Annotated in this window: 21 protein-coding genes; 13 read left to right on the top strand and 8 right to left on the bottom strand. The window is 65.2% G+C overall.

Annotation, left to right across the window (positions count from 1 at the left end; all coding sequences use genetic code 11):
* Positions 1-95: 95 nt before the first annotated feature.
* The 3 genes from QFZ91_RS37805 to QFZ91_RS37795 form a co-directional block, all read right to left on the bottom strand.
* Positions 96-1,088: a DedA family protein/thiosulfate sulfurtransferase GlpE gene (locus QFZ91_RS37805; RefSeq protein ID WP_176107133.1), complete on the bottom strand. Its 993-nt coding sequence runs from the start codon at positions 1,086-1,088 to the stop codon at positions 96-98.
* Positions 1,089-1,497: 409 nt separating this feature from the next.
* Complete coding sequence (locus QFZ91_RS37800; RefSeq protein WP_008921056.1) at positions 1,498-1,749, bottom strand: hypothetical protein; 252 nt, start codon at positions 1,747-1,749, stop codon at positions 1,498-1,500.
* Positions 1,750-2,248: 499 nt separating this feature from the next.
* Entirely contained in the window at positions 2,249-3,649 is a 1,401-nt protein-coding gene (locus QFZ91_RS37795; RefSeq protein ID WP_176107134.1) for a GntP family permease, read from the bottom strand.
* A 329-nt stretch (positions 3,650-3,978) separates the two neighbouring features.
* On the opposite strand from QFZ91_RS37795, the gene QFZ91_RS37790 reads away from it, so the two are divergent.
* The 7 genes from QFZ91_RS37790 to QFZ91_RS37760 all read left to right on the top strand — a co-directional run bounded on the left by QFZ91_RS37790 (position 3,979) and on the right by QFZ91_RS37760 (position 13,243).
* Entirely contained in the window at positions 3,979-5,445 is a 1,467-nt protein-coding gene (locus tag QFZ91_RS37790) for a sigma-54 interaction domain-containing protein (RefSeq protein ID WP_176378835.1), read from the top strand.
* Positions 5,446-5,544: 99 nt separating this feature from the next.
* Entirely contained in the window at positions 5,545-5,808 is a 264-nt protein-coding gene (locus QFZ91_RS37785; RefSeq protein ID WP_176378836.1) for a hypothetical protein, read from the top strand.
* A 518-nt stretch (positions 5,809-6,326) separates the two neighbouring features.
* Entirely contained in the window at positions 6,327-6,530 is a 204-nt protein-coding gene (locus QFZ91_RS37780; protein WP_018438439.1) for a hypothetical protein, read from the top strand.
* A gap of 140 nt (positions 6,531-6,670) precedes the next feature.
* Positions 6,671-7,870, top strand: a complete 1,200-nt coding sequence (locus QFZ91_RS37775) for a serine hydrolase domain-containing protein (protein ID WP_429570399.1) — start codon at positions 6,671-6,673, stop codon at positions 7,868-7,870.
* Between the two features lie 125 nt (positions 7,871-7,995).
* Positions 7,996-8,295, top strand: a complete 300-nt coding sequence (locus tag QFZ91_RS37770) for an H-NS family nucleoid-associated regulatory protein (RefSeq protein ID WP_176120804.1) — start codon at positions 7,996-7,998, stop codon at positions 8,293-8,295.
* A gap of 708 nt (positions 8,296-9,003) precedes the next feature.
* Positions 9,004-10,605, top strand: a complete 1,602-nt coding sequence (locus tag QFZ91_RS37765; RefSeq protein ID WP_429570398.1) for a peptide chain release factor 3 — start codon at positions 9,004-9,006, stop codon at positions 10,603-10,605.
* A 172-nt stretch (positions 10,606-10,777) separates the two neighbouring features.
* Complete coding sequence (locus QFZ91_RS37760; protein ID WP_429570397.1) at positions 10,778-13,243, top strand: GNAT family N-acetyltransferase; 2,466 nt, start codon at positions 10,778-10,780, stop codon at positions 13,241-13,243.
* A 42-nt stretch (positions 13,244-13,285) separates the two neighbouring features.
* Here the strand turns inward: QFZ91_RS37760 and QFZ91_RS37755 are convergent, their stop codons facing one another.
* Both QFZ91_RS37755 and QFZ91_RS37750 read right to left on the bottom strand, forming a co-directional pair.
* A complete protein-coding gene (locus QFZ91_RS37755) occupies positions 13,286-13,831 on the bottom strand; it encodes a hypothetical protein (protein WP_013092899.1) in 546 nt (181 codons plus the stop codon).
* A gap of 128 nt (positions 13,832-13,959) precedes the next feature.
* On the bottom strand, positions 13,960-14,745 hold the full coding sequence (locus QFZ91_RS37750) for an IclR family transcriptional regulator (RefSeq protein ID WP_176366385.1): 786 nt from the start codon (positions 14,743-14,745) through the stop codon (positions 13,960-13,962).
* A gap of 248 nt (positions 14,746-14,993) precedes the next feature.
* Between QFZ91_RS37750 and QFZ91_RS37745 the strand changes: the two genes are divergently transcribed.
* The 4 genes from QFZ91_RS37745 to QFZ91_RS37730 are packed head-to-tail and all read left to right on the top strand — an operon-like array spanning position 14,994 to position 18,550.
* Entirely contained in the window at positions 14,994-16,034 is a 1,041-nt protein-coding gene (locus QFZ91_RS37745; RefSeq protein ID WP_429570396.1) for an aldo/keto reductase, read from the top strand.
* A gap of 7 nt (positions 16,035-16,041) precedes the next feature.
* Positions 16,042-16,872, top strand: coding sequence for an amidohydrolase family protein (locus tag QFZ91_RS37740; protein WP_176378841.1), 831 nt, complete (start codon positions 16,042-16,044; stop codon positions 16,870-16,872).
* Between the two features lie 33 nt (positions 16,873-16,905).
* On the top strand, positions 16,906-17,649 hold the full coding sequence (locus QFZ91_RS37735) for an SDR family oxidoreductase (protein ID WP_013092903.1): 744 nt from the start codon (positions 16,906-16,908) through the stop codon (positions 17,647-17,649).
* Between the two features lie 52 nt (positions 17,650-17,701).
* Positions 17,702-18,550: an ureidoglycolate lyase gene (locus tag QFZ91_RS37730; RefSeq protein WP_429570395.1), complete on the top strand. Its 849-nt coding sequence runs from the start codon at positions 17,702-17,704 to the stop codon at positions 18,548-18,550.
* Positions 18,551-18,636: 86 nt separating this feature from the next.
* On the opposite strand, the gene QFZ91_RS37725 is transcribed toward QFZ91_RS37730, so the two are convergent.
* Entirely contained in the window at positions 18,637-19,071 is a 435-nt protein-coding gene (locus QFZ91_RS37725; protein ID WP_176120798.1) for a PaaI family thioesterase, read from the bottom strand.
* A gap of 283 nt (positions 19,072-19,354) precedes the next feature.
* Between QFZ91_RS37725 and QFZ91_RS37720 the strand changes: the two genes are divergently transcribed.
* A complete protein-coding gene (locus QFZ91_RS37720; RefSeq protein ID WP_429570394.1) occupies positions 19,355-20,977 on the top strand; it encodes a methyl-accepting chemotaxis protein in 1,623 nt (540 codons plus the stop codon).
* Between the two features lie 130 nt (positions 20,978-21,107).
* Here QFZ91_RS37720 and QFZ91_RS37715 read toward each other — a convergent pair whose 3' ends face one another.
* Both QFZ91_RS37715 and QFZ91_RS37710 read right to left on the bottom strand, forming a co-directional pair.
* A complete protein-coding gene (locus QFZ91_RS37715) occupies positions 21,108-21,311 on the bottom strand; it encodes a cold-shock protein (RefSeq protein ID WP_013092907.1) in 204 nt (67 codons plus the stop codon).
* A gap of 274 nt (positions 21,312-21,585) precedes the next feature.
* Positions 21,586-22,743 (bottom strand): AGE family epimerase/isomerase, encoded by a 1,158-nt coding sequence (locus QFZ91_RS37710; RefSeq protein ID WP_429570393.1) that lies wholly within the window; start codon positions 22,741-22,743, stop codon positions 21,586-21,588.
* A 328-nt stretch (positions 22,744-23,071) separates the two neighbouring features.
* Between QFZ91_RS37710 and QFZ91_RS37705 the strand changes: the two genes are divergently transcribed.
* Positions 23,072-24,445, top strand: coding sequence for a hypothetical protein (locus QFZ91_RS37705; RefSeq protein WP_429570392.1), 1,374 nt, complete (start codon positions 23,072-23,074; stop codon positions 24,443-24,445).
* Positions 24,446-24,539 lie beyond the last annotated feature (94 nt).

Here is a 24,539-nt window from a genome sequence, read left to right as displayed (position 1 = left end):
AGCACGATTGAACGCAAGGCAACGCAATGCGCGCTCACACGCCGGAACGAGCCGTGCCGCGCGCGTCAGGCGGACGATGCCGCCGCTGATTTCTACTAGACGGCTTTGGGCGCGATATCGTCGACGGTGACTTCGGGCGGCGGCATTTCGGGCAGCGAGTCGACCGGCTTGCCCGAGTCGCGCCAGGCTTCCATGCCGCCGCGCAGCGGCAGCACGTCGGAAAAACCGGCTTCGGTGAGTTGCTTGGCCATCCATGCCGCGGAAATCTCGTTCGGGCAGGAGCAGTAGATCACGAGCTTCTGATCGCGTGGATAGCTGGCGACGATGCCGTCGAGTTGCCGTTCGTCGGCGAATTGCGCGCCTGGAATCACAAACGGATCGAGCTTGCGCTTCTCCTGCGAACGGATGTCGAACACGACCGGTGCCTGATTAGCCTTGTACAGCTTCGCGAGTTCGTCGACCTCGATGCGCGCGGACGCGAGCTTCGCGATCAACTGGCGGCGGCGGATCCACCGGTACGCCGCGTACAGCACCAGCAACGCGACGACGACCAGCGCCGCCGTGCGCCCGAGCCGCCCGGCGATCGCGAACAGCATGTCGATCTGCCGCGCGAACAGCGCGCCGATGATCAGCCCGGTGCCGGACCACAGCGCGGCGCCGACGCCGTCGTAGGTGAGGAAGGTGCGGTAGCGCGTGCCCATCGCGCCGGCCATCGGGATCGATACGATCGACAGTCCCGGCACGAACTTCGCGACCGCGAGCACGCGCACGCCCCAGCGGCCGAAGAAGCGCTCGGTCTTTTTCACACAGGTGTCACGCGACAGCGACAGCCGGCAGATCGTCTTCAGCGTATTGCCGCCGTAGATGCGGCCCGCGACGTACCACGCGCTGTCACCGATCAGCGTCGCGAAGATCGACAGCACGAGGACCGGCAGCAACTGCGTGCCGACCGAGCCGGGGTGCATCGCGGCCATCGCGCCGAACAGCACGAGCGACGGCATGGCTGGCACCGGCAGCCCGAGCGCGGCGGCTAGCACGTTCGCGAAGACGAGCGCCGGTCCATATTGCGCGACGAGGTCATGTAGCATCGGTTTAATATCCGCGGCCCTTGCGGGCGCAGCGCGGTAAGGAACGCAAAGGGGAATGCAAGGATTATGGACGTATTTTCAAGACGTGCAACCGACCTGGAAATCGGCCCGTCTTGTGGCTGCAGTCAGGTCTGCATATAAGGCCACATGCCCGCTACACAAGCGTGGCAACCGCGTATGACAAGTGGTAGAAGGCCGGGTAAGCAGGCTCGACGAGACGCGTGAAAGCGATTGCAAAAACCCGTAGGAAAGCGGGGATTGGCGGTTCGAGCGCCACAAGCGGAAGCACGGCGACGCACGCGGGCGCGCCTAAACAATTCCGCGCTGCCGCGCTGCCGCGTCGAAGCGCGACGTCACCGGCGCGGGGAGGCTGACGAGTCACGCGACGGTAATACGCCGCGCGCCTGCTTCACTGACGATGGTTGTGCTGCTCGCCCGGCAACTCGGCGCCATGCGCGCGGATCGCGGCGATCAGCTCCGCGGGCGTGATTTCGTAGCGCACTTCACGATGTATGCCCGGCTTGCGCTCATCGACCTCGATCAGCAGGATGCCTTTGCCGTCTTCGGTCGATTCGAGGCGCAGCGAGCGAAGTTCGCGCGCCGTTGCGTCGTCGTATTCGGTGAGCAGGGCCATTGACCCGGAGGACCCGGTAATGCGCATCGAAGTTGTCCTTGTTGCGTTGGTGATGGAGCCATTGTACGGGGCGGATGGCGTGCCGTCTGCCGCGTCGTCGTGCCGTGTTGCGTCTGCCTCAGTCTCGATCTCGCCCGGGTTTAGTGCATTCGCGGTTGCGGAGCGAGCAACCAGTTTAACGCGACTCCTCGTTGCGACGGCTGCATTTTTCATGCCCCTCGGCGGCGCGGCTTGCGTTCGGGTTTTGTCATGCGGGTGACGCGGGCGCGGGCTAGGCGGCGTCCGGCGGCACTCTCGCTGTGGTTGGCGTCGCTCCCGGATTTCCTCACCTTTCGCGCACGAATCGCGCGCTGAAAAAAATAGCCCGTCCGGATAGGACGGGCCGTTAAACGCCGTTGTTACTCGGGTCAGCCTGCCCTTGCAACATTGGGCGCTGACGCCTCCATCCTCGTGCTTCGTCGGCGGTCTGTCGAGGTGGGACTAATGCGGATCTATCAGATCAAAGTGCTGCTTTCCGGTTTGACGTTCACACGAGGCCGGTCGTGTAATACACCAGGATCACGAAGAACACCGCGAGCGTCTTGATCACCGTGACCGCGAAGATGTCGCGATACGACTGCCGGTGCGTGAGACCCGTCACCGCGAGCAGCGTAATCACCGCGCCGTTGTGCGGCAGCGTATCCATGCCGCCGCTCGCCATCGCGACCACCCGATGCAGTACTTCGAGCGGAATATTCGCGGCCTGCGCGCCCTTGATGAACGTATCGGACATCGCGGCGAGCGCAATGCTCATACCGCCCGATGCCGAACCCGTGATACCCGCCAGCGTGCTGACCGACACCGCGGCATTGACGAGCGGATTCGGAATGCTTTTCAGCGCATTGCTGACGACGAGAAAGCCCGGCAGCGCCGCGATCACACCGCCGAAGCCATATTCCGACGCGGTATTGAGCGACGCCAGCAGCGCTCCCCCCACCGCTGCCTTGGTGCCGACCGCAAAGCGGTGGCTGACGCGGCCGAACGCCGTCACGATGACCATGATGATGCCGAGCAGCAGCGCGCCCAGCACGGCCCAAATCCCCACCAGAGCCTTGACGTTCGTTTCGACCGGTGCATGCAGGCCCGGCAGGATCTCCGGCGTGACCGTGAAGGACGGGCCGTACCAGGTCGGAATCCAGCGCGTCAGCAAGAAGTTCGCGACGCCGACCACGATGAGCGGCGCGATGGCCAGCAGCGGATGCGGCAGTTCTTTCGATTCGACGCGCTCCGGCTCGTTGACGAGTTCGGTGCCGTAACCCTCGCCGGTCGCCATCGCGCCGCGGCGGCGCCATTCCAGATACGTCAGACCGACCACGATGATGAACAGCGAGCCGAGCACGCCGAGCGTCGGCGCGGCCCACGAGGTGGTCTTGAAGAACGTTGTCGGGATGATGTTCTGGATCTGCGGCGTGCCGGGCAGCGAGTCCATCGTGAACGAGAACGCGCCGAGCGCGATCGCGCCGGGCATCAGCCGCTTCGGAATGTTGCTCTGGCGATACAGCTCGGCCGCGAACGGATAGACCGCGAACACCACGACGAACAGCGACACGCCGCCATAGGTGAGCAACGCGCACACCGCGACGATCACCGCGTTCGCGCGCGAGCGACCGATATAGCGGATCGCGGCCGCGACGATCGACTCGGAGAAGCCCGACAGCTCGATCACCTTGCCGAACACGGCGCCGAGTAGGAACACGGGGAAGTACAGCTTCACGAAGCCGACCATCTTGTCCATGAAAATACTCGTGAAGACCGGCGCGACGGCGGCGGGCTCGGTGAGCAGGACGGCGGCGAGCGCCGCGATCGGCGCGAACAGGATTACGCTGTAGCCGCGATACGCGGCCAACATCAGAAACGCCAGCGCGGCGATAACGATGAGAAAGGTCATTGAGTCTCCATAGCCTGGTTGTTCTACCTTTTTGCCGTCCTGATCAAGCGACGGCGCGGCGCGGTCGAAATGCAGATTCCATGCCATGCCCGGCGTTTGTCCGCTGAAGCGCTGCGGCGCCTGGCGCGGGCGTGCAGCGGCGGCCCGAGGCATCGTCGGCGGATTGTACCCGGGGTGTCTCCGAAACGGGACTTCAATCCGGCCAAGACCACCTGAAACCAGGGTAAGTCACGATGCATACGGCCTGTCGCCTGTCTCTGTTTGGAGATAAATTTGTCTAGAAATTGAGATTGCTTGCAAACAAAACGACAAGCGGAGACAACGACAGCATGATGACCGACTGGACGGGCCTGCCCGCCACCTATGACGACGTGCTGCGTCGGGCGATGGAATCGCTGTTTCGCACGTTCGAAAACTTTAGTGAAGGCACCTTCATCGTAGACGGGCAAGCGCGCGTTGTCTGGATCAATAAACGGTATGCGGCGCGCTTCGGCTTTTCGGACCCGCAACAGGCGATCGGCCGCGATTGCGAAGCGGTGATCCCGAACAGTCTGATGCGCGAAGTCGTCAACACCGGCAAGCCGATCCTGCTCGACATCATGGAGACCGATCGCGAGCCGCTCGTCGTCACGCGTCTGCCGCTGAAGGACGATGCCGGCGCGACGATTGGCGCGGTCGGCTTCGCGCTGTTCGACGAGCTGAAAGCGCTGTCGCCGCTGTTTTCGCAGTACTCGCGGCTGCAGCAGGAGCTGATCGCGACGCGCCAGTCGCTCGCGCAGGCGCGCCGCGCGCGCTATACATTCGGCAGCTTCGTCGGCACGAGCGCGGCGTCGCTCGAAGTGAAACGTCAGGCGCGGCGCGCGGCGCAACTCGAAGCGCCGGTGCTGCTGCTCGGCGAAACCGGCACCGGCAAGGAACTGCTGGCGCACGCGATTCACGGCGGCTCGGCGCGCGCGCATAAGCCGCTCGTCAGCGTCAACGTCGCGGCGATTCCCGACACGCTGCTCGAAGTAGAATTCTTCGGCGCCGCGCCAGGCGCGTACACCGGCGCGGATCGCAAGGGGCGGGTCGGCAAGTTCGAGCTCGCCAACGGCGGCACGCTGTTTCTCGATGAAATCGGCGACATGCCGCTGCCGTTGCAGGGCAAGCTGCTGCGCGTGCTGCAGGACAAGGAGTTCGAGCCGCTCGGCTCGAACCGCGTCGTGCGCGCGGATGTTCGGATCATCGCGGCGACCTCGGCCGATCTACCCGCGCTCGTCGCGGCCGGACGTTTTCGCGCGGATCTGTACTACCGGCTCAACGTGCTGACGATCCTCGCGCCCGCGCTGCGTGAGCGTCCATCCGACATCGAGGCCCTCGCGTACGCGATGCTCGAGGATCTGGCCGCGCAGGCGGGCGGCGGCAGCCACTTCGAATTACACGACGACGCATTGCGTCTGCTGTGCGCGTACGACTGGCCCGGCAACGTGCGCGAGCTGCGCAACACGTTGGAGCGCGCCGTGATGCTGTCCGACAGCGAACGCATCGATGCGCGCGTGCTTGCGCCGTTCATCGGCTCGGGGCAGGGCGGCGCGACCGCGTCGACGCGGACCCCGTCTGTCGCGGCTGCCAGCGTGGACGTTGCTGCCACCGCGGAACCCACTTCGTGGAGCGACGCGATGGCCGCCTTCGAAAAGCGCTTTCTGTGCGACGCGTTGCGCGCGAACGGCGGCCGCGTGATCGACACTGCGAAACAGATCGGCATGGGCCGCGCGACGCTGTACAAGAAGATCGCCGCGCACGGCATCGACGTTTGACGCGCCGCGCCCGCCCGGCCGCGCGGCGCGAACTGACGCAGCACGAGGGCAGCGTGGCACAATCGCGAGATCGAAAAACAAGACGTGACCGGGGTCTCCATGAAACGCCTTTCCTTCTTCCCGCGCCGCTCGAGCATCATGCTGGCCGTCGGCGCGATCGTCGCGCTTGGCGGGTGTAGCAGCAGCGCGCCGCTGTTCCTGCCGGACGGCCGCTTAACCACGCTCGTGCAATGCCCGGTCGGTTCCGACTCGTGCTCGCAACAGGCGGCCGCCAGTTGCAATGGCGCGTTCGACGTCGTGCGGCAGTCGAGCCAGGGCGGCACGCTGAGCCTGATCTACGCGTGCCGCGCGACCGCGAAGTAAGCACCTTTAGCCGCGCCGGTGCAACGCCGGCGCGCGCGGCAGTTCCATTCGCAGGCGGCATTGGTTTTTTCGCCTGTTCCGGGTGATTCCATGCCAAGTCCCGATACGCTTGCGGTTACCACATGGCTGTCATAAATTCATGTGCCTAATGTGGGTCCGATCCGCGACTGGCATGCGAATTGGGTTAAGTACGCCGCCCGCGGCTTTTTTACAACGTTGAGTCGCCGTACACCGATTATCCTTTGCGCCCCGACAACGATTTATCTTTACCTTCGGGGTGTTCCAACGAAGTTCAGTGCGGCAGGCAACGGAACGTGAAATTTGACAGCAGTATTCTTTTTATACAGTCGGGAATTTAACCCCGACGAGAAGAAACTGCCGATTTTTTTCGGCGCAGAAAACCAAGAGGAAGGTTTTCCCGTTACTGGCGGGCCTTAGTTCGGATCGCGCGGGCCAACGCGACTTATGCTTTCGATTTTTTTGCTTCAACACTAATTCAATAGAATCCGGGGAAAGCAATGAATCATCAGCAACTCGAAAAAGATATCGAGCATCTCGAACAGATAATTTCCCATATTTCCGCAGAAGACCGTATTCCGTTGTCTTATTGGCGAAACCGCCTCCAGCACGTTTCCGGCGCGGTTATCGTGCCGGCGCAGGCAACCCGTGTCAAACGCCTCGATGCCGCGCTTTGCGCATTGGAAAAACGGCAGAAAGCCTGAGTGTCGTCACTAAGTCCGCCAATCGGAATCGGCAATCAGGAAAGCCGTCGTGTGCGCTTTCCCCGGACCGGTTATATCTATCGGTTGATCGCCAAAGTGACATGGGCGCGCGCGCTTTCTTTTACCGACACAGGACGAACATGCAGATAGCAGGGCTTGCCGCGACCCGGCTCGCGAGGGTGACCACCACGATGCAGGGTTACGTGGAGCGCGGCGAAGTGGCGGGGGTGGTGGCGCTCGTATGGCGGCGCGGCGAACTCGGCTACTTCGAACCGATAGGCCTACGCGACGAAGCCGCGCAATTGCCGATGGAGCGCGACACGCTGTTTCGCATCGCTTCGATGACGAAGCCGGTGACGAGTGCCGCGATCATGATGCTGATCGAGGAAGACCGCCTCGCGCTCGATGCGCCCGTTTCGCGGTGGCTGCCCGAGCTTGCGGCGCCGCGCGTGCTGCGTGATCCGAGCGGCCCGCTCGACCAGACCGATCCGATTCGCGCGCCGATTACGGTGCTCGACCTGCTCACGCATCGCGCGGGCTTCGCGTATCACTTCACGGCGACGGGCCCGCTCTCCGAAGCCTACTCAGCGGCTTTCAACGGCTTCGAGGCGAGCGGCGGCAACAGCGCGTGGCTCGCGCGCATCGCCGCACTGCCGCTGATGTTCCAGCCCGGCTCGCGCTGGCACTACGGCGTGGCGACCGACGTGCTCGGCGTGCTGATCGAACGCGTGAGCGGCATGCCGCTCGGCGAGTTTTTCCGCACGCGCATTTTCGAGCCGCTCGGCATGCGCGACACCGCGTTCTGGGTGCCCGACGCGCAGCTTGCTCGCCTCGCCACCGCGTACAACATCGATCCGGGAACGCGGCGTCGCGTGGTCGAGGATCATGCGGCGGCGAGCCGCTGGGCCAATCCGCGGCGCTTTCAGAGCGGCGGCGGCGGGCTGGTCTCGACCGCCGAGGACTATCTGCAATTCGCGCAACTGCTGCTCGGGCGCGGCCGCGTCGGCGGCACGCGGCTGCTGTCGCATCGCTCGATCGACCTGATGCGCAGCAATTTCCTGAGCCGCGACCAGCGCCGCCTGCCTGCGTTCGGTCACGTGATCTGGGCGGGGCAGGGCTTCGGCCTTGGACTATCGATCGTCGACGATCCGGCGCAGCAATTGCCGCTCGGCTATCGCTCGCTCGGCTCGTTCGGTTGGCCCGGCGCGTACGGCACGAGCTGGTTCGCCGATCCGGTCGAGAACATGATCGGCCTCATGCTGATCCAGCGTCGCTCGATCGACCCGTTCCCGATGGCCATCGACTTCGAACGCCGCGTCTACGATGCGATCGACGATTGAGCGCGGCCTTCGCGCCTGCGCTCGGCCGCGTGATTCACTATCCTGTGATTTATTCGTCTGATAGTGTCCGCTAACCATTCATCGCGATTCATCGCAGTGCGTCCAACCGAGGGGGGAACACCGGCATGGCCTCTTACAAACAGTTGACTGCGCAACTCGAAAAACTTCACAAGGAAGTCGCAGCCGCGCGCGACAAGGAAGTCGCGCAAGCTATCGCCGATATCAAGCAGAAGATTGCCGAATACGATCTGACCGCCGAAGAACTCGGCTTCACGAGCGCCGCGCCGAAGCCGCGCCGCAAGTCGTCGGCGACGGCAGTCGCCAAGTACCGCAATCCGAAGACCGGCGAAACCTGGAGCGGCCGTGGACGCTCGCCGGCCTGGCTCGTCGGGAAAAATCGCGAGCGGTTTCTGATCGAAGGTTGAAGTTCGCCGTGGATGCCGATGCGTCCGTGTTCTCTGAAGTGATGCGTCGTTTGACTCGTTCCGCACCGTTGCGAAGGTCCCGAAAACGCTCACCTTTGCGTGACGCCTGAACGTGTCCAGCGAGATTCACCGATGCGTTCGAAGCTCGCGGGATGCTTCGATGAGCCAGGCTTTGTCGCGCGACGCACCGCCGCGGGTGCGAATCACCATCGTGTCGCGCCGCTCCGCACAGCTCGCCGCAAACCCGCGCCGGCCTTTGCCGGCGGGCGTTTCCAGGCGTCGAGCCGGAGCCTCTTCGTAGCGTTTCGACGCTTTACCGCGGTTTTCCCGCACATCGCGGTTGTGGTGCGTGCGCCGCGGCAGGTGCGTGCGTGCGCTTCGCGATCCTCACCTTTGGCCGCGAATCATATTCGCCGCCGCAAGTCCCGAAAACACTCACCTTTGCCCGCGGGCATGCGCGGCGCGGGACGCTTGCGCGGTCGCCCCGTCCGGTGCCGCGGCCCTTTCCCCCGGCCGTCGCGCCAGACGTGTATCATTCGCACCTTGCGCCGTTTTTGCACCAGCGATTCCCGCATTGTCGAACCAGTGCCGGCCGATTCCGGCCCGCGCCCGACTCCCGCAGCTCGACGCCGCCGCGCCACGCGCGGCATCCGGCCGCCCAAAGCCGCCGGGAACCGCCCGAACCCCTTTCCGTGACCGCCAGACCCGATGTCAGTCTCCGAACTCAAACGCCGCCGCACGTTCGCGGTCATTTCCCACCCGGACGCGGGTAAAACCACGCTCACCGAAAAGCTGCTGCTGTTTTCGGGCGCGATCCAGATCGCCGGTACGGTGAAGGGCCGCAAGAGCAACCGCTACGCGACGTCCGACTGGATGGAGATCGAAAAGCAACGCGGCATTTCGGTCGCGAGCTCGGTGATGCAGTTCGAGTACGGCGATTGCGTGATCAACCTGCTCGACACGCCGGGCCACGAGGACTTTTCCGAAGATACCTACCGCGTGCTGACCGCGGTCGACGCCGCCGTGATGGTGATCGACGGCGCGAACGGCGTCGAAGCGCAGACGCTGAAGCTGCTTGAAGTCTGCCGCAGCCGCAAGACGCCGATCGTCACGTTCATCAACAAGCTCGACCGCGAAGTGCGCGAGCCGCTCGAACTGCTCGACGAAATCGAGCAGCACCTCGGCGTGGCGGCAGTGCCGTTCACATGGCCGATCGGCATGGGCAAGGATTTTCAGGGCGTCTACGACGTCCAGCGCGATCAGGTGCGGGTGTTCCGCGCCGGCCAGGAGACGGCCGGCGGCGCGGTCGAAACGCTGCAGGCACTGGGCGACGAGGAAGGCGAGCGCCGTTTCGGCCACGCGTGGGTGCGTGCGAAGGAAGAGATCGATCTGATCAGCGGCGCGACGCCCGAATTCGACCGTGAGCAGTTTCTGGCCGGGCAGCAGTCGCCGGTGCTGTTCGGCTCGGCGATCAACAACTTCGGCGTGAAGGAAATTCTCGACGCGCTGGTCGACCTCGCGCCGCCGCCGTCGATGCGTATGACCGTGCAGCGCCCGGTGCAGCCGGAAGAGTCGAAGTTCACCGGCGTCGTGTTCAAGGTGCAGGCGAACATGGACCTCGCGCACCGCGACCGTGTCGCGTTCATCCGCGTGTGCTCGGGACGTTTCGAGCGCGGCATGGCGGTGAAGGTCACGCGCTCGAACAAGACGTTCCGTGCGAACAACGTGGTCACGTTCCTGTCGCAGCGTCGCGAGACGGTGAGCGAGGCGTATCCGGGCGACATCATCGGTATTCCGAATCACGGCACGCTCAGTCTCGGCGATACGCTGACCGAAGGCGAGCAGCTGCAGTTCGTCGGCCTGCCGTTCTTCGCGCCGGAAATTTTCCAGACCGTCGAAGTGGTCGATCCGATGCGCGCGAAGCAGCTCGGCGAAGCGCTGAAGCAGCTCGGCGAGGAAGGCGCGATCCAGGTGTTCCGTCCCGAAGCGGGCGGTCTGATGATTCTCGGCGCGGTCGGGCAACTGCAGTTCGAAGTGGTGTCGCACCGTCTGTCGACGGAATACAAGGTCGACGTGCGGATGGCGCCCGCGCGCTACCGGCTGTCGCGCTGGGTGACCTGCGACGATCCGGCCGAGCTGCGCCGCTTCACCGACTCGTACTCGGCGCGCATCGCGCTCGATGCGTCCGATGCGCCGACCTACCTGGCCTCGCACGTGTCGGAGATCGAAGTCGCGCAGAAGGCGTGGCCGAAGATCGTGTTCAACGAGTTGCGCGAGCACTCGGGGGCGCCGTTCAGGAAGGCGATGTAAAGCGGCGAGTCCGCTGGTTTCGAAGCAAAAAAGCCGCGTCGATCGACGCGGCTTTTTTCTTTTCGGTCGCCACGACGTCCCGGCGGCAGCGCGCGACTTCGCCTATGCTGACGGAACCACCCGCCCCGCCGCGAAGCCGGCTCCAATTCCTGTCCAACCGCATGGAGCGACCGTGACCGTTCGCAATCTCGACGCCCTGTTTCGCCCGAAATCCGTCGCCGTGATCGGCGCTTCCGAACGGCCGGGCAGCATCGGCGCGATGGTCTGGGCGCGCGTGCTCGAAGGCGGCTTTGACGGCCCGCTGTGGCCGGTCAATCCGAAGCACGCGAAGCTCGGCGTCCACCCGGTGATTTCCGATGTCGGAGATCTGCCGCAGGCGCCCACCGTCGCGGTGATCTGCACGCCGCCCGCGACATGGCCCTCGTTGATCCACAAGCTCGGCGGTATGGGCACGCGCGCCGTGATCATCGTGGGCGAAGTGCGCAGCGATGAAGACCGGCTCGAACTGCGGCACGCGCTGTCGGCGGCGCGGCCGCATCTGTTGCGCATCGTCGGGCCGGGTAGTCTCGGCGTGGTGTCGCCGGCAATCGGCGCACATCTGGGCGCGCCGTCCTGCACGGTCAAGGCGGGGGGCGTGGCCTGGGTGTCGCAGTCGAATGCGCTGACCAACGCGGTGCTCGGCTGGGCGCGCGCGCGCGGGCTCGGTTTTTCGCACGCGGTGGCGCTCGGAGCGGAGGCCGACGTCGATGCCGGCGACGTGCTCGATTACCTCGCGAGCGACCCCGGCACCCGCGCGATCCTGGTCGAACTCGACAGCGTGCGGGCGGCGCGCAAGTTCATGTCGGCCGCGCGCGCGGCGGCGCGCAACAAGCCGGTGCTCGCGCTGCGCTCCGGCCGCGACGATCCCGCCGACGGTCTCTATACAGCGGCGTTCCGGCGCGCGGGCCTCGTGCGCGTCGACGCGCTCGACGATCTGCTCGACGAAATCGAAACGCTCGGCGTCGGCCGCGTGGCGGCGGGCGCCACCGCGACGCTGATTACCAGCGACCGGGGTCTCGCGACGCTCGCGCGCGACGCATTCAGCGCCGCCGGCGGCCTGCTCGCGCCGTGGCCGGCCGCGGCGTCGGACGCGCTGCGCGAAGCGCTGCCGCTCGCGGTGGGCGGCAATCCGCTGCTGCTCGGCGACGGCGCCCGTCCTGAGCACTTCGGCACCGCGCTGAAGCTGCTCGGCGAGTATCGCGAGACCGGCACCGCCGTCGTGGTGCATGCATCGACGCATGGCGCGCCCGTCGACGACGTCGCGCAGGCGCTGATCGAGCATCAGCGCTTTGCGTATCGCGGGCTCCTCGCATGCTTCTTCGGCGGTGTCGATGCGGCGAGGCGCGACGCGCTGCATGCGCAGGGCATCCCGGTGCACACGACGCCGCAGCGGCTCGCGCGCGCGTTCGCCCGTCTGGTCGATTACCGGCTGGGCCGCGAATTGCTGATGCAAACGCCGGAAGGCCTGCCCGCGCAGATTCCCGAGTCGATCGACGCCGCCCAGGCGCAGGCTCGCGAAGCGTTGGCGGCGGGCGAAAGCGAGCTCGCCGGGGACGCGGTGGCGCGGTTTCTGGCGCGATTCGGGTTGCAGGTGGAGGGTGTGGAAGAAGGGAGCGCCGCTAGGCCGGGCGCCGACGCGCCGGACGCCGCTGCGCCGTGCGCCGATGCCGACAGCGCGACAAAACCCATCGTCGACGTCGCCGTCGAACTGCACGACGACGACAACTTCGGCCCCGTGTTCCGCTTCGCCGCGCCGCCGATCGACGGCGTTTCCAGCGGCTTGCACGTGTACGGCCTGCCGCCGCTCAATCCGATGCTCGCGCGCGATATCGTCACCCGTTCGCAATACGCGAGGCTGGTCGCGCCGGAGCCGACGCTCGCCGCGTTGACGGCATTGTCGCAAGCGGTTTGCGACGTGCGCGAGATCGTCGGCCTGTCGTTGAAGCTGAGGGTCTACGGTGACCGCGTGACGGTGGTCGATCCGGTGTTGCGGGTCGGCGGCAAGCGCAGCCGTCTCGCGATCGTGCCGTATCCGCGCCGCTTCGAGGAAACGATCGACTGGCAGGGTATGCGTATAACGGTACGGCCGATTCGCCCGGAAGACGAAAACGCGCATCGCGAGTTCGTGAACGCGATGACGCCGGAAGATTTGCGGCTGCGTTTTTTCGGTGCGGTCGGCGCGTTCGACCACTCGCAACTCGCGCGCATGACGCAGATCGATTACGACCGGGAAATGGCGCTGATCGCGACGGTCGTGAACGAAGACGGCGTCGCGCAGACGCTCGGCGTGGTGCGCGCGGTGGCGGATCCCGACAACGAGACAGCCGAATTCGCGGTGACCGTGCGCTCGGACCAGAAGGGGCGCCGCCTCGGCCAGTTGCTGATGCAGCGGATCATTGCGTACGCGCGGGCGCGCGATACGCACTGGCTGATCGGTGAGGCGCTGCGCGAGAACACCGCGATGATCGCGCTGGCGAAGGCCAGCGGCTTCACGATCACGCGGACCGAAGACCCCGGCGTGGTCGGCTTCCGGATGGCGCTCGACGAAACGGCGGGGGCGGAGCCGAAGTCCGCCGCGCAGAATCAGCCCGGGGTTTGAGCGGCTTACGTCGCGAGCCGCTCAACGCACGGCTTCATCACCTCACGCCGCCAGCTTCTGCGCTGCCTCATCGACTTGCGCGCGCGTGACCGACAGCTCATCGAGCCATGCCTGCGCATACACCGCGCCAGTTTCGCGCTCGAGCCGCGCGATCGTCGCGGCGCAGCGGTTCGCGTCCTTCAGCGTCGAAATGAACGATTTCACCGACTCGCCGCCCTTGAACGCGTCGAACAGCGGCACGCGAATTTCATCGGGCAGCGGGCGGGTGGTCCATTGGTACGGCTTGCCGTTGAACGTCAGCGACGGCGGCAGCACGCGCTCCTTGCGCGCGGCCGGAATCAGGCCGTAGGTGCGCGCCGCTTCGCCGATCTGCTCGGGCGAAAACAGCTCGTCGGGCGTGATGTCGAATTGCTGGATGAAGGTCTCGATGCTTTGCATCGCGGCGGCGCGGTCGTCGCGGCGCTTCTGCGCGTGAGCGACGATGTCGCGCAGTTCGTCGGCTTCTGCCGCGGTGATCGTGAAGCTCGACTGCTTCTGCTGGAGTTCGGAAAAACGCTGGAATTCGGAATCGGTCAGAAGTTTGGCCATTGCTCAATCGATGCGCGCGCATGAGCCCGTCATGCGGCGGTATTTTGGAAGGGCCGCCATTCTAAACCAAGTGCGCGTGCGTGCAGCCGCACGAACGTCGTCGCGCAACTTGCCGCACAGCTTGTCAATCACGCGGCCTGCTCGCGGAACATCGACAGCGCCTGCACCGTGTCGCGCAGCAGCGTGGTGGCCGCTTCGAGCGTCGGCGCGACGTATTCGTCGATCCGCCGCAGATACGGACAGGTGAGCACCGCGATCGCTTGTCCCGACGGCGCGAGGATTGGGAACGTCACGTCGGTGACGCCGAAGGTCTGCTGGCTGTCCTTCTGCCAGAAGCCGGCCGCGCGGATGCGTTCGCAGGCCTCCTCCAGCGCGTCGCGATCGAGCGTCACTTCGCCCTTCACCTTGGTGTGCTCGGCAAGCATCTGCTGACGCTGCTCGACGCTCTGGAACGCGAGCATCACGCGCCCCGAGCCGGTGTCGATCAGTCCGACCCGCGAGCCGAGCCGCACCGACATGCCCCACGTGCCCGGCCCGTCGACCTGGGCGATCACCAGCAGGTTGCCGCGGTCGTAGACGACGAGGTGGCACGACTGCTCGGCCGCGTCGGCGAAGCGCTGCATCAGTGGCAGTGCTTCGGCGATCAGCCGGTTCATCGGCGGATGACGGTGCGCGAGCGCGAACAGCTTCAGGCTCAGCGAGTAGCGGTCGCCGGCCGCTGAGCGCACCACGTATTGACGCGCGACGAGGCGTTCGAGCATCCGGTACATCTCGCTCGCATTGCGGCCCAGCTGGCGCGTGATTTCGGCGCGCGTGAGTCCTTCCTTCTGCTCGGACAGCAGCTCGAGAATGTCGAGGCCTTTATCCAGTGCGGGGGCGCGGTAGCGGTCGTCGTCTTTGTCTTCGGCGTCCATCGTGAGGGTCAGGATCTCGTTGGAAGTCTTATTATCTGGCGCGCGCGCAGCGTTTCGCGAACTGAATGTCTGCTGTCCAGGGAAAACCCCGGGCGTCGCGTCGTGCAGTTTTCTTGACTTGGAAAAATTCGAATATGAATAATAGGTTCATTGGTGAATGAATGCACGCGCGAGCGAGGCGCGCCTTTTCTGGCTGCGCATTGGGCCCGTCGCATGGTAAAAACACCACAAAATAGGGAGACACGCTCATGTCGGCATCGATCGGATCCAGGATCGGGCAACGGCGCCGGATCGGCCGCGGCTCGTTGCAGGTGAGCGGACTAGGGCTCGGCACGGCGCCGCTCGGCGGCCTGTATCGCGACCTGTCCGACGAGGAGGCCCATGCGACCATCGCCGCCGCCTGGGACGCGGGCGTCCGCTACTTCGACACCGCGCCGCACTATGGCAACACCAAGGCCGAGCATCGGCTCGGCGCCGCGTTGCGCCACTATCCGCGCGGCGAATATGTGCTGTCGACCAAGGTCGGCCGCCGCTTCGTGCCGCGCACGTCGCCATTCGACGACCGCGAAGGCTGGCAGAATCCGCTGCCGTTCGAAGCGATCTACGACTACACGCACGACGGCATTTTGCGTTCGTTCGAGGACAGCCAGCAGCGCCTCGGCATCGTCGATATCGACATCCTGCTCGTGCATGACATCGGCCGCGTCACGCACGGCGACCAGCATCCGCACTACTGGCGGCAACTGACCGAAGGCGGCGGTTTCCGCGCGCTGGAGCGCCTGCGTTCGACCGGCGCGATCAAGGCGGTCGGCCTCGGTGTCAACGAAGGCGCGGTGATTCTCGACGCGATGGCCGAGTGCGATATCGATTGCGCGTTGCTCGCGGGGCGTTATACGCTGCTCGAGCAGACCACTCTCGACGACCTGCTGCCCGCCTGCGAGGCGCGCGGCGTCAGCATTCTGCTCGGCGGCGCGTTCAATTCGGGCATTCTGGCGCGCGGCGTCGAAGGCGATTTGAAGTTCAACTACGGCGCCGCGCCGCCCGAGGTGATCGAGCGCGTCGCGCGTCTGGAGGCGGTATGCCGCGCGCACGATGTGCCGCTCGCCGCCGCCGCATTGCAGTTTCCGTATGCGCATCCGGCGGTCGCCACCGTGCTGACCGGCGCGCGCAGTGCCGACGAATTGCGCGAGAACGTCGCGTCGTTCGAGCAACCGATCCCCGCGGCCTTGTGGTCTGCATTGCGCGCCGCGGGCCTGCTCGACCCCCGCGCGCCCGCGCCCGAGGACTGAACCGACCATGCCGATCGACGCTCACCAGCATTACTGGGACCCCGCGCGGGGCGACTACGAGTGGCTGACGCCGGAGCTGAAAATTCTCTACCGGCCGTTCGGGCCTGATGATCTGAAGCCGTTGCGCGAACAGGCCGGCATCGAGCGGACCGTGGTCGTGCAGGCCGCGCCGACGCTCGACGAAACCCGCTACCTGCTCGACATTGCGCGGCACGAGCCGTCGATCGCGGGCGTGGTCGGTTGGGTGCCGCTGCTGTTGCCGAACGCGCCCGATCTGATCGAGGCGCTCGCGCGCGAGCCGAAGTTCAAGGGCGTGCGGCCGATGCTGCAGGACCTGCCCGACGACGGCTGGATCGCCAACCCCGACCTCACGCCGGCGATCGACGCGCTGATCGCGCACGACCTCGCGTTCGATGCGCTGATCTACGCGCGTCACGTGCAGTACGTCGAGATTTTCGCGCAGCGTTTTCCGGCGTTGCGCATGGTGGTCGATCATGGCGCGAAGCCGCCGATCCGCTTCGGCCAGGCGGGCTACGATGTGTGGCGCGATGCGATTACCCGGCTCGCCGCATTCCCTCAGGTGCACTGCAAGCTGTCGGGGCTCGCGACCGAGGCGTCGCCCGGCTGGACCGAAGACACGCTGCGGCCTTACGTCGAACACCTGCTGAACACGTTCGGCCCCGCGCGGCTGATGTGGGGCAGCGACTGGCCCGTGCTCGAACTGAACGGCGACTATCTGCTCTGGCATTCGGTGGCGACCACGCTGCTTGCGTCGTTGAGCGACGCCGAGCGCGACGCCGTGTTCGGCGAGAACGCCGCCGCGTTTTACCGGCTTTGATTTCGTTAGCAGCCCATTCAACTGGAGTCGTAGATGACGCAAAGACTGGCCGGCAAAACCGCCCTGATCACCGCGGCGGGACAAGGTATCGGTCTCGCCACCGCCGAACTGTTCGCGCGCGAAGGTGCGCGCGTGATCGCCACCGATATCCGCATCGACGGACTCGCCGGCAAGCCGGTCGAGGCGCGCAAGCTCGACGTGCTCGACGGCGCGGCGATCAAGGCGCTCGCCGCGGAAGTCGGCACGATCGACGTGCTGTTCAACTGCGCGGGCTACGTGCATGCGGGCAATATCCTCGAATGCAGCGAGGAGGACTGGGATTTCGCGTTCGACCTCAACGCGAAGGCGATGTACCGTATGATTCGCGCGTTCTTGCCGGCCATGCTGGAGAGGGGCGGCGGCTCGATCATCAATATGTCGTCGGCGGCGTCGAGCGTGAAGGGGGTGCCGAACCGCTTTGCTTACGGCGCGTCGAAGGCCGCGGTGGTCGGGTTGACCAAGTCCGTGGCCGCGGATTTCGTCACGCGTGGTGTACGCTGTAACGCGATTTGCCCGGGCACGGTGTCTTCGCCGTCGCTCGAACAGCGGATCGCCGCGCAGGCTCAGGCGCAGGGCGCGTCCGTCGATGCGGTGCAGGCCGCGTTCGTCGCGCGTCAGCCGATGGGCCGCATCGGCAAGCCGGAGGAAATCGCCGCGCTCGCGCTGTATCTCGCGTCCGACGAGTCGTCGTTCACGACGGGCCAGCTCCATGTGATCGACGGCGGATGGTCGAACTGATTCTGATTGATTGACGAACTGAACACTACTGAACGGAAAGGAAAGTGCAACGATGAAACTGCTTCGTTATGGGCCGAAGGGCCAGGAAAAGCCGGGCCTGCTGGACGCGCAAGGCAAGATTCGCGATCTGTCGAAGGTGGTGGGCGATATCGACGGCGCTGTGCTCGGCGATGAAAGCCTCGCGAAACTGCGCGCACTCGATCCGGCAACGCTGCCGGTCGTCGAAGGCAATCCGCGCGTGGGCCCGTGCGTCGGCAAGATCGGCAAGTTCATCTGCATCGGCCTGAACTACGCGGATCACGCGGCGGAATCGAATCTGCCGGTGCCGGCCGAACCGGTCATCTTCAACAAGTGGACGAGCGCGATCAGCGGCCCGAACGACGACATCGAGATCCCGCGCGGCTCGAAGAAGACCGACTGGGAAGTGGAACTCGGCGTCGTGATCGGCAAGGCGGCGAAGTACGTCGACGAAGCGAACGCGCTCGAGCACGTGGCCGGCTACTGCGTCGTCAACGACGTGTCGGAGCGCGAATGGCAGATCGAGCGCGGCGGCACGTGGGACAAGGGCAAGGGCTTCGACACGTTCGGCCCGATCGGCCCGTGGGTCGTCACGCGCGATGAAGTCGCCGATCCGCAGAACCTGGGCCTGTGGCTCGAAGTGGACGGCCATCGCTACCAGAACGGCAGCACGAAGACGATGATCTTCAGTGTCGCGAAGCTGGTGTCGTACGTGTCGCAGTGCATGAGCCTGGAGCCGGGCGACGTGATCTCGACCGGCACGCCGCCGGGCGTCGGCATGGGCGTGAAGCCGAACCCGGTATTCCTGAAGCCGGGGCAGACGGTGCGTCTGGGTATCGAAGGGCTGGGCGAGCAGACGCAGAAGACTTACGCGGCGGAGTAACGCGCTTTCTCTTCCTGTCTCGTCGCTGTGAAATGCAAGGCCGTTACTGTTACGCGCAGGAGCGGCCTTTTTCATGCCGCGCGGCTTTAACTCCCCGCCTCCTGCTCGCCATTCTCGCCAATCCGATTCACGGTCCCCTGCGCAACCGCCACCAGCTTCTCGCGATTCCCTTCCATCACGAACACGCTGCACTGGCAGGTCGCCTGATGCCGGCCCGCATAGACGACGCTGGCGCGCGCGATCAGCGTGCCCTTCACTGCCGGGCGCAGATAGTTGATCTTGTATTCACCGGTCACGACTCGCGGACCCAGCGACAGCGCGCCCGCGAACGTCAACGCATTGTCGGCGAGATAACTGATGACGCCGCCATGCACGAAGCCATGCTGCTGCCGCAGTTCATCGCGAATCGGCAGACACAGGGTGAGCTCTTCGCTGCTGGCGTGCATCAACTCCGCGCCTAGCAGCATACTGAACGGCTGGGCGTGCAGTGCGCCGCGCGCCCGGTCGAGTAGGTCGGTCATCGTGGTTCCTTCGTGCAGGGTCGGGGTGGTGGATCGGTGCAGCAGTACATCCGCACGGCGAGCGCCACGCGGTCCCTACCCACTCTAGGAAGTGCCGCTGCACTGCGCAAGGTGATTCCTCGCGATGAACGGAGCATTGTTGCGCAAAACGATCACAATCGCGACGATCGCCGATGTAACCTGCACGTAGGGCGCTTTTTGCGGGCTTTGGCCTCAAGCCATTAATCGGGCTGCCGTTAACCCTGGTGTAGCCTCCGTCATCCTTTGTTCCCAGGTGTCCCCGATGTTCAGCAAGATCAAGGTCGCATCCGGCCTGCTATGTGTTCTGGCCGCGTTCTGCGTCTTCCAGCTCGTCACGGTAGGGTTGGGCTTCTGGTCGCTGACGCGCACGCACGACGACGTCGGCGATCTGGCGAGCATCGCGCTGAAGCAGGTCGACGCGGTCAACCAGACGACGCAGCGCCTGATGGACGCGCGCATCAACCTGTCGCGCGCCGGCACGCGCATGGTGCGCGGCGGCGCCGAGCCGACGGACATCGTGCAGCACGCTCGCGAACAGCTCGCCGCCGCCGATCAGTCTTTCGCGGGCTTCATGAGCGCCCAGAAGACCAGCGACGAAGACAGCGCGCGCGCCACCGCGCTCGCCGAACGCTACAAGACGCTGCACGGCGCGCTCGCGGAGCTCGTGCAGTATCTCGACTCGAACAATATCCAGGCCTTTCTCGATCAACCCACGCAATCGTTTCAGGACGCCTATCTGGCGGAAGTGCACAACTTCGAGCAATTCGGCGACGCCGCGAGCCGCGCGTCGCTAGCTTCGATCGATGCGCGCGTGGCGGCGTTTCGCATCGTCAGCGTGGTGATTCTGCTCGTGCTGGTCGCCGGCACGCTAGCCGTGTATACAGCGCTGCGCCGCGGCGTCGTGGCACCGCTCGAGGAGGCGGGCCGCCACTTCGAGCGCATCGCGCAAGGCCGTCTCGATCAACCGATCGCCGCGCGCGGCAGCAACGAAATCGGCCGCCTGTTCTCCGGCCTCGCGACGATGCAGGCGAGCGTCGCACGCACCGTCAGCAGCGTGCGCGAATCGGCCGACTCGATCCATCTCGGCGCCAACGAAATCGCGACCGGCAACGCCGATCTGTCCGCACGCACCGAAAACCAGGCGGCATCGCTCGAGGAAACGGCGTCGAGCATGGAAGAACTGACGGCGACCGTGCGCCAGAACGCCGATCACGCGCGCGAAGCCAACGCGCTCGCCGAGACCGCGCTCGACGCAACGTCGCGCGGCAGCGAAGTCGTCAACCAGGTGGTCGACAAGATGCGCGGCATCGCGCAGAGCTCGGACAAAATCGCCGAGATCATTTCGGTGATCGACGGTATCGCGTTTCAGACCAACATCCTCGCGCTCAATGCCGCCGTCGAGGCGGCGCGTGCCGGAGAGCAGGGCCGCGGCTTCGCGGTCGTGGCCGGCGAAGTGCGCGGCCTCGCCCAACGCAGCGCGCAATCGGCGAAGGAAATCAAGACGCTGATCAGCGAATCGGTCGCGGAGATTCAGGGCGGCTCGGCGCTGGTCGAGCGCGCCGGCGAAGCGATGAGCCATGTGTCGGCGTCGATCTCGCGCGTCACGCAGATGATGGCCGAAATCAGCGCGTCGTCGCTCGAGCAGAGCACCGGCATCGAGCAGGTGAACCAGGCGGTCGCGCAGATGGACGAGATGACGCAGCAGAACGCGGCGCTCGTCGAGCAGGCCGCGGCGGCGGCTGCTTCGCTGCATCAGCAGACCGAGCAATTGAAACAGGCCGTTTCCGTGTTCGAAATTTCTGAAAGTGTGTTGCGCACGCAACAGCGCAGTGCAATGTCCGCAGGAAATGCTGAATTCGCATTAACCGGAATGCATGCGCTTTAAGCAGCGACGCTTGCAGACGCGACGCAGAAATAGAAAATGGCCCGCGTAAAGCGAGCCATTTGCATTAGACGCAGGGGCCTTTAGAGGCCTATCGTGACGTCCAAGTCTGTTTCAAAGCACCTGAAGGTACTTAGATCGACTGGATGTTTGCAGCCTGCTTGCCCTTCGGGCCTTGCTTGACTTCGAACGACACTTTCTGGTTTTCCTGCAGGGACTTGAAGCCCGATGCCTGGATTTCCGAGAAGTGTGCAAACAGGTCTTCGCCGCCGTCGTCCGGGGTGATGAAGCCAAAGCCCTTTGCATCGTTAAACCACTTAACAGTACCTGTTGCCATTTTTGATCCAAATAAATGTTGTGTATTGCATCGCGACCGCTCTTGCTCGATGCAAAGCGAGCGCGAGGGAAGAGTTGTATCACGTCTTTATGACAGACGCCAATCAACATGCATCCGGGTATTCCCGGTTTTGATGTTTTTTCGCGCTTTGAGAACGTTTGGCGAGAACTTTTTTCGCGCCAGGGTTTACCAGCGGCATTAATTTCCTCGCGACCCGGCGGCGGATCGTCGTCCATGCAGGCGGCTCTTTATTGAGACGATCAAGCGTTCAATTTCATTGATCGACGTCCAAATTCGGCCAAGTTCCCGCTGCCGATTCGGCACCCGCAGGTAGCGCCGCATAGGCGGTAGCCAGGTGATAAGGCGTGGTTGACGGCATGTCGGCGCGCGCAACTTCCCCGCTCGACGTCTTGCATTCGAACCAGCCATGTCCTTGCAAAAAGCATCTCTGAAAACGCGCGATCTGTTGCGGCAGCGCCGCGCGCACGGCCGGATCGTCGTGACAGGCGAGCGCGCGCAGGTATTCCGTCTGCGCCCAGATCCGCTGAGTCGCGTCGCTGACGTTGCCAGCCTCGTCGAGCGATGCGCACACCCCGCCGTTGTTCGGGTCCACCCCATGCTGCTGCGCGAAGGCGAAACCGCGCGCCAGCGCTTCCGTTAGCCTCGTGCCGTCGAACAGCGCGCCCGCCTGCCTGACCAGCCAGTACCACTCGAACTGATGTCCCGGCTCCAGACGGTTGCCGCTCGCACCGATCGGCAGTTCGGCGATGCAGCCGCTCGGCGCATGCACGAAGTATCGCGCGACCGCGCCAGCGAGGCGGCGCAACGCGGCGCCGAAGACGTTGTCGCGCGTCGCCTGGCAGGCGGCGAGCCACGCTTCGGTCAGGTGCATCAGCGGATTCTGCAGCGGCGTGGCGGTGACTTTCGAAAAGTCGACGTTCAGCGCGGCGTTGAACAGGTCGCCGTCTGCCGAGAAGTTCGACTGGATCAGCGCGGTCGTGCTGTGTACGAGCTTCAGCGCGTCGAGGTTGGCGGAGCGCCGCGCGTATTCCGCACAAGCGAACACGACGAACGCGTGCGTGTAGAGGTCCTTCGTCGTGTCGAGCGGCACGCCGAGCGCGTCGACGCTATAAAACCATCCGCCGTGGTCGGCGTCCCGAAAGGTGCGCGTCAGCGAATCGAACAGCACGCGCGCGTGTTCCATGTCGCCCGCTTGCGCAAACGTGAACAACTGCCGCGCGCACGCCATCGCCCGATAGCGTTGCGCGGGCAAAGGCTCGGCTCCGGTGGCGTCGAGCGCTTCGTAGGGTAGCTGCAACGCGTGGTTGAAGCCGGGCCCGCGCCACATCGGCAGCACCACGTTCGCGAAGTGCTCGCGCAGCGTGTTCGCGGCGGTGGTCGTCGCAGCAAGGGGAGGGGTCGTGCTTGGCATGGTCGGTTGGTTCGGGCGCGTAACGTGCGCAGTGTATCGAGGCGGCGCTCAAGGTGGCGGCTCAGGGGTCCGCTCGGCCGGGTCGCTGTGGTCTGCGGCCTAGCATAAAGCAAACGCCTCGCGCTGACACCTCGAGCCAAGCAAGCATCCGGAATGCTCGACGCCTGCGAGGTCGTGAAACGCGCGAGGGGCTCGAAAGCGCGCAAATCGTCGGGGAATGGCTTCGGCGCGGGCGGAGCGCCATGCGACAATGCGGGCTCTAAATATTCCAACGGCAATGACGAGCGGCATCCGGCGCCCGTTCCTGGCGACGACCGCTTTTTCCTCTATGGCAGATTCCGCAGCATCCCCGCAGTCCAGGCCCCGGCGCGTCGCTTCGAAGAAGCAGCGGCAGGGCGCCGTCTCCACTGAAACCGAAAACAAGCTGGCGCGCGCGGCGCGCTCGGCGCAACGCCTCGCGCAACTGAGCGGCGTTGCGCGCGACGACAGCACGCTCGACCTGTTCCCCGACGATCCCACCCGCGCGACGCTCGAAGCGATGAACATCGACGTCCGCCAAGGCACGCTGCACGGGTTCGAGTTGCCGGACGTGGTGCTGCAGGCGGTCGGCGCATTCGATGAACACGTGGCGCTCGACAAGACTGCGCGCCGCGCACCGCGTGCGGCGAAACTGGATGTACCGATGCCGGTGAACGAGCAGTTGAGCGGGTTTGACGTCGAACCGGCGATGGCGGCTGCCGATGCGCCCGAAAGCAAGCCCGCGAACGGCGCCTCCGACGATGCAACGCCGAACGCCGAAGCAAACACCGAAGACAAACCCACCCCCCCTTCGCGTGAGTCATCCGCGCCGCTGAGCTCGGCGATGGCCGCCGCGACCGTCGCGCGCAGCGTGACCGCATTGCGTCAGGCGGCTGAAGCGGAGTCGGCAGCGACGGCGGGCGCGGGCAAGCCGCAGCAGCGTTTCGCTGCGACCTTTGCGAAAGCCGCGACGGCATCGCGCGATGCGACTGCGGCTGCAATTCCAGCCTCGTCCGCAACGTCCGCCGCGACCGACGACGACACTAGCGCGCGCAAGTCCACCAACGAGTCCGTGACGCGTACCCAGTCCGCCTCGCCAGAGGCTGTGAGGCCGAAACAGGACGACAAGTCCTCGACCACCGCGCCGTTGACGACACCCCGGCCCGCGTCCGCAGAGAACCACACCGGATTCGCCACGTCGTGGCGTGACGCGCGCCGCACCGACGCGGCTGCCACTGCGCTACGCTCGGAACCGGAACTCGACCGCGCGCGTGCCACCGCGTTCGCCGATACGGTCGATGCGCTCTATGGCGTGATCGCCGATCAGCGCCGCGCCGCGACCGATCATTCGCGGCGCGTGAAATGGATGCTGTCGATCGTGGTCGGTGCACTGCTGGTGACGGTGGCGATCGGCATCGCGCAGACGCTGCTGCTGATGCGCCTCACGCACGAGACGACGGCCCAGCAACAGCGCATCGAACAGATGATGCAGAACCAGCAAGCGGCGATGGTGAGCCTGCTCGACGCGCATACGGCGATGGCCGCGACGGCGAACTCGGCGTCGGCGACCGCCGCCGTCACGACCCCCACCGCGGCGCTCCTCAACGCGCCCCTACAGCCCAACGCTACGCCGACACACGCGAAGCATGCTCGCGCTCAGCACGGCCGCCCACCCCGTCGTTGAATCGGGGGATGTTGTCGCGATGCAACACCTCCCGGCCCCGTGACACCGCGACAACCACCACACCGAAATTTTGCTGCATTGCACTAGCTTTTCC

The organism is Paraburkholderia sp. JPY419, assembly GCF_050435705.1.
Lineage (GTDB): Bacteria > Pseudomonadota > Gammaproteobacteria > Burkholderiales > Burkholderiaceae > Paraburkholderia > Paraburkholderia youngii.
The sequence above is the reverse complement of the archived record's forward strand: the minus strand, read 5'-3'. Positions and strand labels throughout refer to the sequence as shown.